Source organism: Sphingomonas sp. Leaf37 (assembly GCF_920939475.1).
Taxonomy (GTDB): Bacteria; Pseudomonadota; Alphaproteobacteria; order Sphingomonadales; family Sphingomonadaceae; genus Sphingomonas.
The window spans coordinates 155,377-170,831 of record NZ_CAKLAX010000003.1 but is presented as its reverse complement, the minus strand read 5'-3'; the positions used below and the strand labels follow the sequence as shown (position 1 = coordinate 170,831).

Annotated in this window: 16 protein-coding genes; 6 read left to right on the top strand and 10 right to left on the bottom strand. The window is 67.6% G+C overall.

Annotation, left to right across the window (positions count from 1 at the left end; translation table 11 throughout):
• Positions 1-22 precede the first annotated feature (22 nt).
• The 6 genes from LRA87_RS10520 to LRA87_RS10495 form a co-directional block, all read right to left on the bottom strand.
• Positions 23-361, bottom strand: coding sequence for a hypothetical protein (locus LRA87_RS10520; protein ID WP_230631410.1), 339 nt, complete (start codon positions 359-361; stop codon positions 23-25).
• Between the two features lie 42 nt (positions 362-403).
• The gene (locus tag LRA87_RS10515; RefSeq protein ID WP_230631409.1) at positions 404-769 is read right to left on the bottom strand and encodes a hypothetical protein; all 366 of its coding nucleotides are present in this window, start codon (positions 767-769) and stop codon (positions 404-406) included.
• A gap of 328 nt (positions 770-1,097) precedes the next feature.
• The gene (locus LRA87_RS10510) at positions 1,098-1,739 is read right to left on the bottom strand and encodes a DUF1190 domain-containing protein (protein ID WP_230631408.1); all 642 of its coding nucleotides are present in this window, start codon (positions 1,737-1,739) and stop codon (positions 1,098-1,100) included.
• A gap of 10 nt (positions 1,740-1,749) precedes the next feature.
• Entirely contained in the window at positions 1,750-2,166 is a 417-nt protein-coding gene (locus tag LRA87_RS10505) for a DUF350 domain-containing protein (RefSeq protein ID WP_230631407.1), read from the bottom strand.
• 21 nt (positions 2,167-2,187) lie between these two features.
• Positions 2,188-2,829 (bottom strand): DUF2491 family protein, encoded by a 642-nt coding sequence (locus tag LRA87_RS10500; RefSeq protein WP_230631406.1) that lies wholly within the window; start codon positions 2,827-2,829, stop codon positions 2,188-2,190.
• Positions 2,826-3,809: a potassium channel protein gene (locus tag LRA87_RS10495; protein ID WP_230631405.1), complete on the bottom strand. Its 984-nt coding sequence runs from the start codon at positions 3,807-3,809 to the stop codon at positions 2,826-2,828. The genes LRA87_RS10500 and LRA87_RS10495 overlap by 4 nt, the downstream gene beginning before the upstream one ends.
• A gap of 142 nt (positions 3,810-3,951) precedes the next feature.
• On the opposite strand from LRA87_RS10495, the gene LRA87_RS10490 reads away from it, so the two are divergent.
• The 3 genes from LRA87_RS10490 to LRA87_RS10480 are packed head-to-tail and all read left to right on the top strand — an operon-like array spanning position 3,952 to position 6,311.
• Entirely contained in the window at positions 3,952-4,386 is a 435-nt protein-coding gene (locus LRA87_RS10490; RefSeq protein WP_230631404.1) for a YjfI family protein, read from the top strand.
• A gap of 13 nt (positions 4,387-4,399) precedes the next feature.
• The gene (locus tag LRA87_RS10485) at positions 4,400-5,140 is read left to right on the top strand and encodes a PspA/IM30 family protein (protein ID WP_230631403.1); all 741 of its coding nucleotides are present in this window, start codon (positions 4,400-4,402) and stop codon (positions 5,138-5,140) included.
• 7 nt (positions 5,141-5,147) lie between these two features.
• Positions 5,148-6,311, top strand: a complete 1,164-nt coding sequence (locus LRA87_RS10480) for a glutathionylspermidine synthase family protein (protein WP_230631402.1) — start codon at positions 5,148-5,150, stop codon at positions 6,309-6,311.
• Between the two features lie 279 nt (positions 6,312-6,590).
• Here LRA87_RS10480 and LRA87_RS10475 read toward each other — a convergent pair whose 3' ends face one another.
• Positions 6,591-7,964 carry an oligogalacturonate lyase family protein gene (locus LRA87_RS10475; RefSeq protein WP_230631401.1) on the bottom strand — a complete coding sequence of 458 codons (1,374 nt, stop codon included), beginning with the start codon at positions 7,962-7,964 and terminating at the stop codon, positions 6,591-6,593.
• Here LRA87_RS10475 and LRA87_RS10470 point away from each other — a divergent pair.
• The 3 genes from LRA87_RS10470 (at position 7,963) to LRA87_RS10460 (ending at position 11,461) form a co-directional block, all read left to right on the top strand.
• Positions 7,963-8,106 (top strand): hypothetical protein, encoded by a 144-nt coding sequence (locus LRA87_RS10470; RefSeq protein ID WP_230631400.1) that lies wholly within the window; start codon positions 7,963-7,965, stop codon positions 8,104-8,106. The genes LRA87_RS10475 and LRA87_RS10470 overlap by 2 nt on opposite strands.
• A 14-nt stretch (positions 8,107-8,120) precedes the next feature.
• Positions 8,121-9,401: an Hsp70 family protein gene (locus LRA87_RS10465; RefSeq protein ID WP_230631399.1), complete on the top strand. Its 1,281-nt coding sequence runs from the start codon at positions 8,121-8,123 to the stop codon at positions 9,399-9,401.
• Between the two features lie 116 nt (positions 9,402-9,517).
• Positions 9,518-11,461, top strand: a complete 1,944-nt coding sequence (locus LRA87_RS10460) for a CocE/NonD family hydrolase (RefSeq protein ID WP_230631398.1) — start codon at positions 9,518-9,520, stop codon at positions 11,459-11,461.
• Positions 11,462-11,518: 57 nt separating this feature from the next.
• Here the strand turns inward: LRA87_RS10460 and LRA87_RS10455 are convergent, their stop codons facing one another.
• From LRA87_RS10455 to LRA87_RS10445, 3 genes are read right to left on the bottom strand one after another with little or no spacing between them, the layout of a single operon-like run.
• Entirely contained in the window at positions 11,519-13,093 is a 1,575-nt protein-coding gene (locus LRA87_RS10455; protein ID WP_230631397.1) for a sensor histidine kinase, read from the bottom strand.
• Positions 13,078-13,806, bottom strand: a complete 729-nt coding sequence (locus LRA87_RS10450) for a response regulator transcription factor (protein ID WP_230631396.1) — start codon at positions 13,804-13,806, stop codon at positions 13,078-13,080. The genes LRA87_RS10455 and LRA87_RS10450 overlap by 16 nt, the downstream gene beginning before the upstream one ends.
• Complete coding sequence (locus LRA87_RS10445; protein ID WP_230631395.1) at positions 13,803-15,371, bottom strand: DUF4153 domain-containing protein; 1,569 nt, start codon at positions 15,369-15,371, stop codon at positions 13,803-13,805. Before LRA87_RS10445 ends, LRA87_RS10450 begins: the two co-directional genes overlap by 4 nt.
• Positions 15,372-15,455 lie beyond the last annotated feature (84 nt).

Sequence of the window (15,455 nt, the reverse complement as noted above, 5' to 3'; positions counted from 1 at the left end):
CGGGCGGGATCGCGCGGGTGGCTCAGCGCTGCTTCTTCGCCGTGGTGGCGGTGAAGTCGGGGTCCTTCTTAGCGACCCAGTCGACGAACTTGCGCACGTTCGGGTTAGCCAGCAGCATGTCCACATCCATCCCGTAGCGCTGCAATTCGGAATTGGTGAAGTTGGCCATCAGCGTCTGCTGGCAGATGGGGTGCATGGGAACGACGTCGCGCCCGCCGCGGCTTTTGGGAACGGGGTGGTGCCAGACGATGGTCTTGCCGGTCGGCCGGCCGCACAGCCAGCAGGCGACGATCGCCGGCGGGGCCTCGTCCTCCGGCTCCGCATCCGGGTAGGGACCATGTTTCGAATGCTTGCGGGCCATGCCTCTACCTGGTTTCCTGATGTCGTACGCTGCCCTGCGGCGTCAGCCCTGATAGCGCAACGTGTTCGCGAACCCACTATTCGTCCTGGTCATCTTTCCGATTTTTCTCAGGGTGGCCCGGATGTGCCGGTCGACGCGGCGATCGTCGTGGATCCCGGTAATCCGATAGTCGTCCTGCGCCAGCAGCGCCTTCAGATGCGCGGCGAACGCGGCCGGCTCGTCTGCTTGTCCGCCGGCCTGCAAGGCGCGACAGACCCATTCCTCGGCTGCGGCCTTGTCGTAATCGTCCTGCGCCTCATACCCCCGCCGGTCCGCCGCCGCCTGTTCGAGCCGGGCCGCTGCAAGCCGGCTGTCGAGCCATCTGCGAACGAGCGCACCGTCCCATGGCGCTGGAGAAGATGTGTCCATGCCACCCCCTAACGCCGATCGTGCCGCCCGAGTCTAGTGCCGGACGGCGGATCGGTGTAGCCATGCCCAAGGATTCGAAGGCCGGGCGTTCCGCCCGGCCCGGTATTCCGAAGCCGGAGCCAACGACATCCCCCGCAAACCCAATTACGATTTCGAGCGCCGCGAGCGCGAAAAGGCCAAGGCCGCGGAATCCGCGAAAAAGGCACAGGCCAAGGCCGCCAAGCGTGCCGCCGGGCCGGAGATGTCCGACACCGATGGTCCGGGCGAGCCTGACGCGACGTAAGGTTCTACGGCAAGGGTAGCGCGGGCATCGGCGTAGCCGGCTGCCCTATCCCCCGAACGAGCGGCCGCCGCCACCCCAGCCGCCGCTGCGCGCCGACACGCGCCCGCCGAAGCCGCCGCGAGAGACGACCGAGCTGCGCGTCTGGATGCGCTGCGTCGTGACCGGTGCCGTAACCGCGCGCGAGCCGACCTGATAGCCGTAGCCGCGACCGCCATAGCCGCCGTTGAACAGCCACGCGCCGCCGCCGGTATAGATCGTGTTGCTGCGCCGGTCGCGGTACAGGCCGGAATAGCGATAGCCGGGGCCATCGAGCAGCCGTCCGATCATGAAGCCGGTCAGCAGCGGCGTGAAGAAGCTGCTGCCGCCATCGCTGCGCGCGAAGCAATTGCCGTTGCCGAACTGATCCTCGCACAGGTTCTTTTCGGCGTAGCGCGGTGCCGTCTTGGGATCTTCCTTCGCCGCGGCTTCCGCCGCTTCGTTGCAGGTCACCGCGGCGAAGGCGCCGCTCGCCTTGCATTCGGCGACGCTGTCGAATGCCGCGACCTCCGTCGGAGCGCCATAGCGTTCGCGCGAAATCTGTTCGTTGTCCGGCTGCGGCTCGCACCCCGACAGCATCGCCATCGCGCCGACCGCGGAGAGGCCGGCTGCGGCGGAACGCTTGCGGCGCCTGATGATCGTATCGGTCATGCCATTGCCCTCAATAGGTCATGCTGGCGGCGTTGATCAGGCCGACCGCCACCGACGTCGCCGCCAGGTAGACGCCGCTGGCGACGTTGCCGCCCTCGATCCGCGCGCGCATGTCGGTGACGACGAACCGCCGGACGACCAGCGCCGCGACGATCTGGATCACGCCCGCAAGGATGCCCCAGGCTGCGAACTCGACCGGGTTCGCGGTCTGCGTCAGCGCCGAAGCGAGGGGCAGGGCGAAGCCGACGATCGCGCCGCCCAGTGCCACTGCCGCGGCGACATTGCCATCGGCGACCAGCTGGCGCTCGTTATACGGCGTCGAGATCTGATAGAGCCGCTTGAAGATCGCGAGCAGGATGCAGGCGATGCCGAACGCGACCACGAAATGGCCGGCGCCGGATAGAAAACTGTCATAGTCCAACCACATCGCGATTCTCCCCCGCTGATCCTACGCGCTGAATTCGGCCGGCAACAGAGGCAGGCCGATCATGATCTCATGCGTCAGGTCGCCGCCCTCCGGCTGCATCGCGATGGCGAGCAGCAGCTCCTGCCCCTCCGGCGGCACCTCGCGCGCGTACAGCATGCAGGCCTGGCGGATCTGCCGCACCGGCGCGCCGTCGCGATCATAATAGACCGCCTCCCACAATTCGACCGGCGGCTGCGGGCGATCGTCGCCTTCGTACCAGAAGCGCTGGAACGGCGGCAGGCCGGCTTCGGTCCATGCCGGCTCGCGCATCCGCTCGCGGAAGGCGGCGGCGTCGTTGCGATCGGCGGGATAGGTCGACGACCATGGCTTGAAGAGGGTGAAATCGTCCGCGTCCGATCCGTCCGCCGACTGGCTGACCGCCTGCAACATCAATTCGTCATCGGTGTAGAAGCGGTGGACGTGGCTGCCGTCGTCGAGCGTGATCACGCCCTGCGCGGTGATCTCCAGCGTGTCGCGGTCCAGCGCGAAGTTGCTGCCGGTCAGCCGCCGCCACGCGAGCGCATCCAGCCGCACCATCCGCCCGATCGTGATGTTGCGCACCACCGCGATCTTTGCGGCCGGCGCCTCGCCGCCGCCACCGCCGAACAACCGATTGAAGATCATGCCGCTATCCGGGTCCTGGCGATATAGAACAGGCGATCGCCCACCGCGATCGTCGCATCGGGGTCGAAGATAGGGCAATCCACCCCCGCGCCGCAACTCGCGACCAGCACCGCTCCGGCCCTGCGCAATCGAGCCGCCGCGGCGTCGAAGCTTTCGGCCACCGCCGCGGTCGTCGCATATAGTGTCCCGCCGTCGTCGGTATGGCTGGCGAGCTGCGCGATCAGGCGGCTCGATCCGGGATCGCTCAACGCCTTGATGACCAGCTCGACCATCGGCGTCATCACCACCTCGACTTGCGGGCAATGCGCCGCGAGCAGGCGCGCGGTGTCGCGGTCGCGCAGGAAGCAGACGACATGCCCGCTGCGGTTGAGCGCGGTCACCGCCAGCGTCGCCGCCAGCGTGTCGCTGTCGCTCGGCCCGTAGACGACGACGCGCCCGGCATCCGGCACGCCCGCACGGGTCAGGTCGGCGGGGGCGGTCAGCTGTGCGGCGTGGACGAAGCGATACGTCGTCGCGGTGGCGACCAGCGGCTGCGTCGCAAGCAGCACGATCTCCTGCCCTTGCCCGTCCGCGACGATCTCGTCGATCATCCGCGGCGTGCGTTCGGCATCGTAGCCGACCAGGACGATATGCCCGCTCATCCGCCTATAATCCCCCAGGCCCATGCGCCGCCGCCGCCAGCGGTCCGACAGGCCGGCGAAGCCGCGCGCGATCGCCGTGGTGAATAGCGCGATCGCGCCGGGCATGACGAAGAAGGCGACGATCAGCCGCCCCGCGCCGCTTTTGGGGCTGAGGTCGCCATAGCCGACGGTCGAGGCGGTCGTGCCGTACCAATAGAGGAACGCCGACGGCGTCAGCAGGTCCGCTTCGCCAGCCCAGGCGAGCAACAGCCAGCTCAGCGCCATGTGACAGGCGAGCAGCGCCGCGAGCACGCCCGGATGCAGCTCGCTCGCGGCGAGGTACAGCCGGCGCAGGTACACCCCGAGGCTCGGGCCAAAATTCGGCCTTCACGTCGATCGTTTCGTCCCTTCGCGCATCGCCCCTCGCTTGCCAGAGGCTGCGGCCTTATGCTTGGAGTGTCAACCCGCGCCGGACCGGCGCGACGAGGGGAGAAGAGTGACCGTGAGCGAGCCTGCACCACGCGCCTGGACCACCGGAAGCCTCGCGACGGCGCTGTCCGATCCGGCCTATCGCGACAGCCTGAGTGTCGAGCGGATCGAGACCGCGGAGCCGGTGCTGCGGGTGACGATGCACGAGCACGGCGACCTCGGCATCTTCGTCAGCTGCGCCGGCGAACAGATCGTCGTGTCGACCTTGCTGTGGCCGGTCGACGAACAGCCGGATGCCGATGCCTTCAACCGGTTCCTGCTGAAGGCGCAGAAGCTGGTGCCGCTGTCCAACTTCGCCATTACCGAAGTCGACGGGCGCGACTATTACGAGCTGATCGGCGAACTTTCGATCGAATCGAACCTGCGGCTGATCGTGCTCGAACTGCGCGTGCTTGCCGAAAACGCTCTGTCCGCGGCCTCCGATCTGCGTACCGAATTCGCCGCCTGAGGAATAGGAAGTCATGTCGATGTGGAAGCAACTCGTCACTTTGGTCCGCGGCACCGCGCATGAGGCGGGCCAGTCGGTCGTCGATGCCAAGGCGCTGACGATCCTCGACCAGCAGATGCGCGACGCCGCCTCGGCGCAGGCGAAGGCGCGCGACGACCTCGCGACGCTGACCGCACGGCGACGGATGGTGGAGAAGGAGGTCGAGGCACTCGCCAGCCAGCGCGATAAATACGAGGCGTCGGCCCGCGCCGCGATCGCGCGCGGCGACATGGACCTCGCCCGCCAGGTCGCCGAGCGGCTGTCGACGATCGAGCAGGACGGCTCGGCCAAGCTGCCGCAGGTCGCAGAGATGCGCGCCGCCGAAGACCGCATGCGCGGCATCATCCAGTCGGGCGACACCAAGATCGAGGCGCTGCGCCGCGAGGTCGATGTCGTCCGCGCCAATGACAGCGTGCAAAAGGCGCAGGCGGCAGTCGCGAGCAACTACGGCGGTACGCTTTCGCAGCTCGGTTCGGCGGCGGAGAGCCTGCAACGGATGAAGGAGCGGCAGGCGATCCAGGGCGAGAAGTTCCGCGCCGCCGCCGAACTGGAGGACAGCCGCACCGGCGCCGACCTCGACGCCAAGTTGCAGGCGGCGGGGCTGCTGCCGGGTGCATCGAGCGCCGACGACATCCTCGCGCGCCTGTCCGCACCGAAGGGCGAAGCGTTGCGGCTCGGCGACGGGTCGCGCGACTCCTCGACCAACCGCGACTGACCGGGCGGTGGAGCGCGTCGTCACCGGCGAGCGGCCGGGTTGGGAAGACACCGCGGCGGCGATGGGCTTCACCTTCCACCACATGGATGGCGCGCGCTATTGGGACGAGCGCGCCTATTACCGCTTCACCCTGGACGAGGTGGAGCAGGGGATCGAGGCGCCGAGCGGCGAACTGCACGCGATGTGCCTCGATCTGGTCGCGGAAGTCGTCGGCAGCGAGGCGCTGATGCACCGGCTGGCGATCCCCGATGCGATGCGCGACGTGGTGGCGGCATCGTGGCGCGCGGGCGCGCCGTCGCTCTATGGCCGATTCGATTTCAGCTTCGATGGCAGCGGTCCGGCCAAGCTGCTCGAATACAACGCCGACACGCCGACCAGCATCTACGAAACCGCGCTGTTCCAGTGGCAGTGGCTGGAGGATCGCATCGCCGACGGCACGCTGCCCGCCGAGGCGGACCAGTATAACCGGCTGCACGATGCCTTGGTCGCCCGCTTCGGCGCGCTGTTCACGCCGGGCAGCCTACTCCATTTCGCCAGCGTCCCAGATTTCGTCGAGGACCGGCAGACCGTCCGCTACCTGGAAGATGCCGCGCGGCAGGCCGGGCTGGAGCCCAGCTTCGTCGGGATCGAGGGGATCGGCGCGGACGCCGAAGGACAATTGGTCGACGAGGACGACGTGCTGATCGCGGCGCTGTTCAAGCTCTACCCGTGGGAGGACATGCTCCGCGAGCCTTATGCGAAGCACCTCGCGGGCGCGAAGACGCTGTTCCTGGAACCGGCGTGGAAGGCGATCCTGTCGAACAAGGGCATCCTGCCGTTGCTATGGCAGCGGCACGAGGGGCATCCTAATCTGCTCCCCGCCGCGTTCGCCGACGATGCCGCCGCCGTCGCCGCGATCGGCGCCCGCCACGTCCGCAAGCCGCTGTTCTCGCGTGAGGGCGCCGATATCGCGATCACCGACGGCCCGGAATCGGTCAGCGGTCCGGAGGGTGGCTATGGCGAGGAGGGCTGGATCGTCCAGGCGCTCAGCCCGCTGCCGGTGTTCGACGGCCAGCATGCCGTGGTGGGATCGTGGATCGTCGGCGATGAGGCCGTGGCGCTGTCGATCCGCGAAGACGACGGCCCGATCACCCGCGACCTCGCGAGGTATGTGCCGCACGCGATCGTGTGATTGGGGGGAGGCTGCGGCCGCCCGCCCCCGATACTGTCGTCCCGGCGCGGACACAGGTCCGCTCGACGTTCAGGCATGCAGAGCCGGGACTGCCCAAGGACATCGTCACTCTGGACGTGTCACGGGGTCCACCGTGCGGCCACGGGAAGAGCCGGAGCCTCTGGTCACTCCTTCGCGGCACCGGGACCCCGGAACACGTCCGGGGTGATGCAGTAGAAGAGAACGACCAATCCCTGAACGTCGACCAGTCCGTTCACCGTCATCCTTGGACCGGGGTCCCTACCGCGCCTTCGCCGTCTCCACCGCATAGACGTGGCCCGCACCCCACATGTTCGACCGGAATACCAGCCACTTGCCGTCGGGCGTGAAGCTGGCGTTCGGTTCCGACCGGTAGTCGTGGTTGCGCAGATCGACGAGCTTTTCGGGATCGAGCGCACCCGGCGTGATCAGGTCGGCGCTGTTCGCGGCGTGGATGCCGGCGACGTCCGGGATCGCACGTGGGCGGAGCAGGTAGATGTATTTGCCGTCGGGTGCATGTGCCGCCATCTCGGGATCGCCACCATCGCTGGCGAACAGCTTTTCGTCCGGCGAGCTATTGAAATGCACGCCCCAGGCGTTGCGATCGAGGTGATACCAGCGGCGCTTGGCGGTGGCGACGTCATAACCCGCAACCCAGAAGTCCTCGCCGCGCGGCGTCTGCAGATCGTACCAGACGGTCCTGCCGTCCTTGCTCCACCATTCGTGGCCCGCGATCTCCATGTTCATCGTGCGGGTGTGGAGCAGCCTCGGCGTATCCGGGCGATCGACACGGACCAGCCACAGCCGGTCGACGACGTGCCAATTGCCCTCGTGGCAATAGAGCAGCACATTGGGATCGGTGGGCGAGAATTGCAGGTGGTTCAGCCAGTCGGTCGACGCGGTGATCGTCTTCTTCGCACCCGTCGCGATGTTGATCGTGAAGATCTCCATCGGAAGCCGCTGCATCAGGCGTCGGTTGATCTGGACCTCGCGCCCTTCGGCATAGGTCAGTTTCTCGCCGTTCGGCCCGACCTCGCTCGCGGGATCGCGGTTGGCCATGACGCTGCCGGGATTTACCCCGGCGCCGGGGCCGTTCCCAGTGTTGCGCGCGCCGGCGAACAGCGTCTCGTCCGCGTTGATCGTCGCGATAGAATAGCCCGCCTCCAACGCCGCGATCCGGCGGCTTTTGCCGGTGGCGATGTCATAGCCCATGATCGTTCGCGGACCACGCGGCATGACGGCGGGCCGGACCTTCGCCCCCGGCGTGTGCGCCGAATTCGCGTCGTGACCCTGCGTCTGTTCCAGCGCGGTGAGGTAATAGACCGTGCCGGTTCGCTGACCGACGAACTGGAGGCTGACGCGTCCCGGCACGATCAGCTTCGACCGGAAAGTCTTGAGATCCAGCGCCATGATGCCGCTCGGCGAGCTGTACGCCATCCAGCGGCCGTCGGGCGTGTAGCTGTTGACGTTGAAATAGTTGCTGCTGCTGCCGGGTTCGTCGGAGATGCGGACGACGCGGTGCCCGGTGGTCTGGTCGATCCACTCCTTCGGCGGTGTCGGCTGCGTGCCGGGCTTGGCCATCAGGACGGGCAGCGGCTGCTGGGGTGGTGCGGCGCTTGCCGGTCCGAACGTCATGGCCACGGTGATGACGGTGGCTGTCCACATCCTGCGCTTCACGTTCGAACCCTCTCATCTTATTGGCGCGGCGGAAACCATCGCCGTGTTCGTCCGGCTCTTTTCGACCGATCGTCGCTATATTCCATATCCTGAAAGCTAGGTCCATAAATCATTATGTCTGCTGATCTTTCTCTCGGCCTCGACTTCGGCACCACCAACTCGGTCGCGGCGGTGGCACGGGATGGCGCCGCGGACCTCGTGACGCTTGACGGCCCCGCTGGCGACGATCCCGTCTTCCGATCGGCACTGTGCTTCTGGGAAGACGATGCGCGGATCGAATCGGAGGCCGGGCCATGGGCGATCCGCGAATATCTCGACTATCCGCAGGGCAGCCGCTTCATCCAGTCGTTCAAGTCGGTCGCCGCCAGCGCCAGCTTCGAACATGCGACGGTGTTCGAGCGGCGGATGCGGTTCGAGGATCTGGGGCGACTGTTCGTCGCGAAGATGGCGGCGCGCGCCAGAGGTGCGCTCGACGGCAGCGCGCGCCGCGTCGTCGTCGGACGTCCGGTCACCTTCGCCGGAAGCCGCCCCGACGAAGCGCTGGCTCGGACGCGCTACGACGCGGTATTCGCGTCGCTGGGGACCGAGGTGCATTACGTCTATGAACCCGTCGGCGCCGCATTCAGCTATGCCGCGCGGCTGAGCGAGCCGGCGACGATCCTCGTCGCCGATTTCGGCGGCGGCACCAGCGACTTTTCGGTGGTGAAGGTCGACGTGCCGGGTGCGACGCGACGGTGCGTGCCGCTGGGACATGCCGGTGTCGGCATCGCCGGCGACCGGTTCGACCAACGCATCGTCGACCGGCTGGTGATGCCGCTGCTCGGCAAGGGCGGGTCCTATCGTTCGTTCGACAAGATACTCGAGATACCCGGCGGCTATTTCGCCGATTTCGCGGACTGGTCGCGGCTGGCGTTGATGCGCAACCGGCGCACGCTTGCCGAGCTCGACAAGCTGCGCCGTGCCGCATCGGATCCGGCCGCGATCGGCCGCATGATCGCGGTGATCGAACAGGAGCTCGGCTATCAGCTGTACGATGCCGTCGGCCGGCTGAAGCGCGCCCTGACCGCCGAGCCGGCGGCGCTGTTCCGCTTCGAAGGCGCGGGGCTGTCGATCGAGGCGGAGGTCACGCGGGCGCAGTTCGAGGAATGGATCGCGCCCGATATCGCGCGCATCGATGCTGCGGTCGATCAGGCGCTGGCCGCGTCCGGCATCGATGCGGGCGGCATCGACCGCGTGTTCCTGACCGGCGGCACCTCGCTGACGCCGCGCCTCCGCCGCCTGTTCGACGATCGCTTCGGCGCAGACCGGATCGCCACCGGCGGCGAACTCACCTCGATCGCGCACGGGCTGGCGCTGATCGGGCTGGAGGAGGACGTCGCGAGCTGGGCAAGCTGACAACCTCCGGTTCTCCCCCTTGCGGGGGAGGAAGAATGCGGCAATCCCAACGTCCGGGGCCTTGCCCCGCGGCCTATCCCCGCTAGCATAGGTCATCCTTTCTGCCGGAGATCGTCATGCGCCGTTCCGTCCTGTTGCTGCCCCTTCTCGCCCTGCTCTCGGTCGGGGTGCATGCGCAGCAGCAGACCGCGCCGGCGGGCGGCGACATCCCGGCGAAGTTCACGCTCGTCGACGCCGCCAACGATTACATCAAGCGCGAAGTGATGATCCCGATGCGCGACGGGACGAAGCTGTACACGGTAATCGTCATTCCGAAGACCGCGACCAACGCGCCGATCGTCCTCACGCGCACGCCGTACAACGCCAAGGGGCGCGCCAGCCGTAGCACCAGCAGTTCGATGCTGAACACGCTGCCGCTGGCCGACGAGATGTTCGTGAAGGGCGGCTACATCCGCGTCTATCAGGATGTACGCGGCAAATACGGATCGGAGGGGGAGTATGTCGTCACCCGCCCGGTGATCGGCCCGCTCAACCCGACCCCCCGGAATCAGATTGGGGTCGATCACGTCACCGACGCCTACGACACGATCGACTGGCTGGTGAACAAGGCGAACCTGCCGCAGTCGAATGGCCGCGTCGGCATGATCGGGTCGAGCTACGAAGGCTTCACCGTCGTGATGGCGCTGCTCAATCCGCACCCGGCGCTGAAGGTCGCCGCGCCGGAATCGCCGATGATCGACGGCTGGATGGGCGACGACTGGTTCCATTACGGCGCCTTCCGCCTCGCCAACATCGCCTGGCTCGGCGGGCAGACCGGCTACAAGGGCGGGGGTACCGTTCCCCCGACCGGCGGCTGGGACGATTACGACAATTTCCGCGACATCGGCTCGGCGGGCGACTGGGCGAAGAAGTCGGGGTACGATCAGCTGCCATATTGGAAGCGTATGTCGCAGCATGCCGCCTATGACGGATTCTGGTCCGGGCAGGCGCTCGACAAACTGCTCGCGGCGAACCCGTCGAACGTGCCGACGATCTGGGAACAGGGGCTCTGGGATCAGGAGGATATGTACGGCGCGATCACCGCATGGGAAGCGCTGAAGGCCAAGGGCAAGACAGGCAACAATTTCCTGGTGATGGGGCCGTGGCGGCACAGCCAGGTCAACCGCGACGGCCGCAGTCTCGGTCCGTTCCAGTGGGACGGCGATACCGCCGCGCAATTCCGCGAGGAGATGGTGCTGCCGCTGTTCGACCAGTATCTGAAGGACGGACCCGCGGCGAACCTGCCGCAGGCCGCGATCTACAACACTGGCGAGAACCATTGGGACAGGTTGGCGAACTGGCCGCTCGCCTGTGAAAGCGGCTGCGCTGCGCCGCTGAAGCCGCTGTATCTGCAAGCGGACGGCGGCCTGGGCTTCGACAAGGGCGGCGCCGGCGGCGACAGCTACGTCTCCGATCCCGCCAAGCCAGTGCCGCACCTGCCGCGCCCGGTGAACTTCGGCGATGGCCGCTGGGGCGACTGGCTGGTCAGCGACCAGCGCCACGCCGATGGCCGACCCGACGTGATGACCTACACGACGCCGGTGCTGACCGAGGCGATGCGCGTTTCGGGTGCGCCGATAGCCGACCTCTATGCGGCGACGACCGGGACGGACGGCGATTTCGTGGTCAAGGTGATCGACGTCTATCCCGCGGAAAACGCCAGCGATCCCAAGATGGGCGGTTACCAGCTGCCGATCAGTCTCGACATCTTCCGCGGTCGCTACCGCGACAGCTTCGCACAACCCAGCGCAATCCCCGCGAACAAGGTCCAGCACTACAAATTCCGCCTGCCTACGGTGAACCACGTCTTTAAGCCCGGTCATCGCGTGATGGTGCAGGTGCAGTCGAGCCTGTTCCCGCTCTACGATCGCAATCCGCAGACGTACGTGCAGAACATCTTCTTCGCCAAGCCGGCGGACTACAGGAAGGCGACCGTGACGCTGAAGCGCGGCGGTGCGATGTCGAGCGCAGTGCTGCTGCCGGTGGTGGCGGTCGATCAGTCGCAGGTCGCGGCGAAGTAAACGCCGCGGGGAGCGGCGCGAAGCAATCCGGCGCGTGTCGGCGTCCGGGTTGCTTCGCTATGTGCGCCATGACGGAGCGATCGGCAGCGTCACGACGAAGCGCGTGGTCGCTCCGTCGGCAACATCGATCGTTCCGCCGCCGGCCTCCAGCAGCGAGCGCGCGATGGCCAGACCGAGCCCGGTGCCACCTTCTGCCCGACGTGTCGTGAAGAACGGCTCGAACAGCCGCGGCCGGTCGCCCGGCGCGATTCCCGGTCCGTCGTCGGTGACGTACAGATCGACCCGCTCCCCCACACGCCCCTCGACCCGTACCGCCCCCGCGCCCGCCTGCCGCGCATTGTCGAACAGCGTCGCCAGCGCATTCTCGATCGTCCCGGCCGGCAGCGCGACGCACGGCGGTGGTGCGTCCCAGACGATGTCGATCGCCAACGTATCGGTGCGATAGGCGTCGGCGGTCCGGGCGATCACCGGCACCGGATCGACCGCGTCGTCCGCCGGCGCCGCCATGTCGGCCCGCGCCAGTTCGAGCAGGCGGGTGACGAGCAGCGCCAGCCGATCGGCATCGGCATCGGCATTGGCAAGGAAGCGGTCGCGATCCACGGCCGCCATGTCCGGATGATCCTGCATCAGCTCGATCGCGCCACGGATCCCGGCGAGCGGAGTCTTGAATTCGTGGCTGACCGCATAGGCGAAGTCGCGCAGGTAGCGTGACCGTCGCTCGATCGCCGCGGTCATGATGGCGAAATCGGCGTACAGTCCCTGTATCTCGATCGCCGCGGTCGCCGGTACATCGGGCACGCTGCCACGCCCGCTGGCCACCGCCCGCGTCGCAAGGCCCAGCCGCTCGATCGGCAGCGTCACCCCGCGCGAGATCACACCGCTGAGCAGCACCAGCAACGCGAAGATGGCGGCGATGCCGAACAGGATCTTGCCGCGGTCCTCGTACAATCCGCGAAACAGCGCTCGCGCCGATCGTGACAGCAGCAGCACGCCGACGACGCGGCCGTTTACGACGATCGGGCGAGCGTGATGCACCCGGATCGCGGCGGCGCGCGACAGCCATTCGAAGCTGTAGACGGCACGATAGGCGCGGTTGCGCCGCAGCACCGTCGTCGGCGCGCCGCGCAGGGCCGCCGCGACCTCGGGCAGCGCCGCGTAGCTGCCGCGCCAGCCGTTTCCGGCTACTATCTGTCCTGTGCGATCAAGCAGCAGGATGCTGGCCAGCGTCGTCATCTGCGTCGCGCGCATGACCGGCGCGATGCCCGGTGCCGCCGCTCCTGCATCCGCCGCGATGTCCGTAGCCGGCTTGGGTGCGGGGCGTTCCGGCAGGATCGGCGTCAGGCTCAGGTCGACGCCATCGCGGGGTGGGACGATCCGCTGCGGATACAGCGCACCGCCGCGTGCGCCGGGCCAGTCCGCCGCAGCGGCGGCCGACAGCGCCGCGCCCTGCGCGACCAGTTCCGCTTCGGTCTGGCGGACCAGTGTATTTTCATACACCCTCAGGAAGACTGCGCCGAATCCCGGCAGTGCCGCGACCAGAAACAGCGTGGCGAACAGGATCGTACGCAACCGCAGCCGCGGCCAATGGCGTTTCGCCCGCGATTTCAGACCCTCGATCACCCGCCGGTGCACGTGCCCAGCCGGTAGCCGATGCCCGGGCGGGTATCGATCAGATCGGCGCAGCCGATCGCGGCGAACTTATGCCGCAGGTTGCGGATATGGCTGTCGATCGTCCGGTCGGTGATGGCGAAGCCCGGACCGTGCAGCCGATCGATGATCGCATCGCGACTGAACACCTTTGCCGGCATCGACGCGAGCAGGCGCAGGATCGAAAATTCGGTGACCGTCAGCGTGACTTCGGCATCGCCCCACAACGCGCGCCATCCGTCCAGATCGAGTCGCAGCCGGCCATGTTCCAGATCGCGGCCGTCCTCGATCGCGGGCGGACGCGCCGATGTGCGTCGCAGGATCGCCATCACCCGTGCCACGACCTCGCGCGGCGAGAACGGCTTCACGACATAATCGTCGGCACCCAGTTCGATGCCGAGGACACGGTCGATCTCGTCGTCGCGGCTCGACAGGAACAGGATCGGCACGTCGCCGCCGCCCGGTGCGCCGGCGGCACGCAGGCGGCGGCACACCTCCAGCCCGTCCATCCGCGGCATGTTGATGTCGAGGATGACGAGGTTGGGTCCGTGCACGCCGGCAAGTTCCAGCCCCGCCTCGCCATCCGCAGCCTCGATCGTGTCGAGACCGGCCTTCTGCAAGGCGAACACCAGCAGCTGGCGGATGTGAGGATCGTCGTCGACGACAAGGACGGTGCGGGGCATCGGGCACAGGATCATCGTTCCGCGTCCTTCGTCAACCGGGCAGTGGGCGCAGGCGGGGCGGCGGCTGCCGATCGTGCGGGTGCCGGATGGATGACGCCGTCGCAATCGCGCCAGCCCGGGATGCGTTTGGCGACGGCTTGCTGCCCTGCGACCGATGCAAGCCGGCGGGCGTTGCGGCCGGTCCAGCTGCGCCAGTCGGTCTGGATCGTGCGCATGTCCCCTTGCGTGTTCGCGCGCAGATAGGCGATCCGGTCGCGTAACGATGCGCTTCGGGCGTGGCGTTCCAGCGTGGCGAGTGCGGTCAGCCCGGACGAACCCAGCTGGCCGAGATAGCACAGGTCGAGCCGCGGCCCGGCGCGTCCGCGTTCGATGGCAACCCGGGCGTTCCATGCGGCGGCGGTCGCACCCAGATCGATTGCGCTGGCGCCGCTCAGCACCAGGGCTGCGGCCAGTGCGTTGGCGTTGATCAGCCATGTGGCGGAGCGTGCGCGCAGCAGCCGCCACAGGATCAGCACCAGCCCAGTCGCGACCAGCGCCATCCACAACAACGAGGCCAGTCGCAGCGTCGTCATCGAATAGGCGTCGATATAGTCGAACAGCCGCAATGCGCTGGATGCGACGAGCAACAGGTTCTGACCGATCCATGCGGCCACCACCACGCGTACCGGGCGACTGGCGAATCCCGCGCCGCCGGGCCGCAGCGCGACAAGTACGAACAGCGCGGCGAGAAGTGCGGTGACGATCAGCGCATAGGCGCCGCGATGCGCGTATTCGGCCAGCGTCACACCGGCGGGCAGTGCCGCACCGCTCCACAGGAAGGCGATGTCGAGCACATTCTGCACGGCGAAGATTGCGTTGAACGTCGCAAGCGACAGGATCAGCGACGCGATGCCGATGTCGGCACGCCCGCGTCCGCCCCCCATCCGGTCGCCGATCACCGTCACCGGCAACCGTGGCCGCAACGTCGCCCATGTCGCGATCAGCACGATCGCTGCGAACAGGGTCCGCCAGACGACGGTGCCGAGATGGGGTAGTGCGACATGGGCGAAAGCGGTGCCGATGACGGGATTGGCGTTGGCGAACAGGGTCAGGAAGACTGCGCCACCCAATACTGGCACGACCAGCATCGTCGCCGCCATCCGTATGCCGCCGGCGCCACCGCGCCGGGTCCGCGCCGCACCGGACCAGGCGAGATCGCGCCACGGTCGCGGTACCGCGGTGAGCGCATGCCATGCCAGGCGCGGCAGCCACAGCAGCGCATGGCCGAACCGCCGTTGCGGCAGCAATGTCGCCAGCGACACGGCGGTCATGAACAGCAGCAGTGCCAACGGATTGGGATCGTCGATCAGCACCAGCGCGTAAAAGGCGGCCGCCGCCAGCGCGATCCGGGACGGTCCATGCCGCCGGACGACCGGTCGGGCGACGACCAGCGCCGCCAGCAGAGCCAGCGCCAGCAGGCCGAGCACACCGCCGATCTCGCTATCCTGATGGACGATCGTCTGGCCGATCGCGACCACGATCCCAGATGCGGCAAGCTTTACCCATAGGGCGACCGGCCGTTTGCCCCGAATTCTATCCATCGCGCCAATCCTCCATGATCAGCGTGCAAGATCACGGACGGGGATCGAGCGGCGATGGCGGTGCCCGCGCGCAAGCGATCGTTC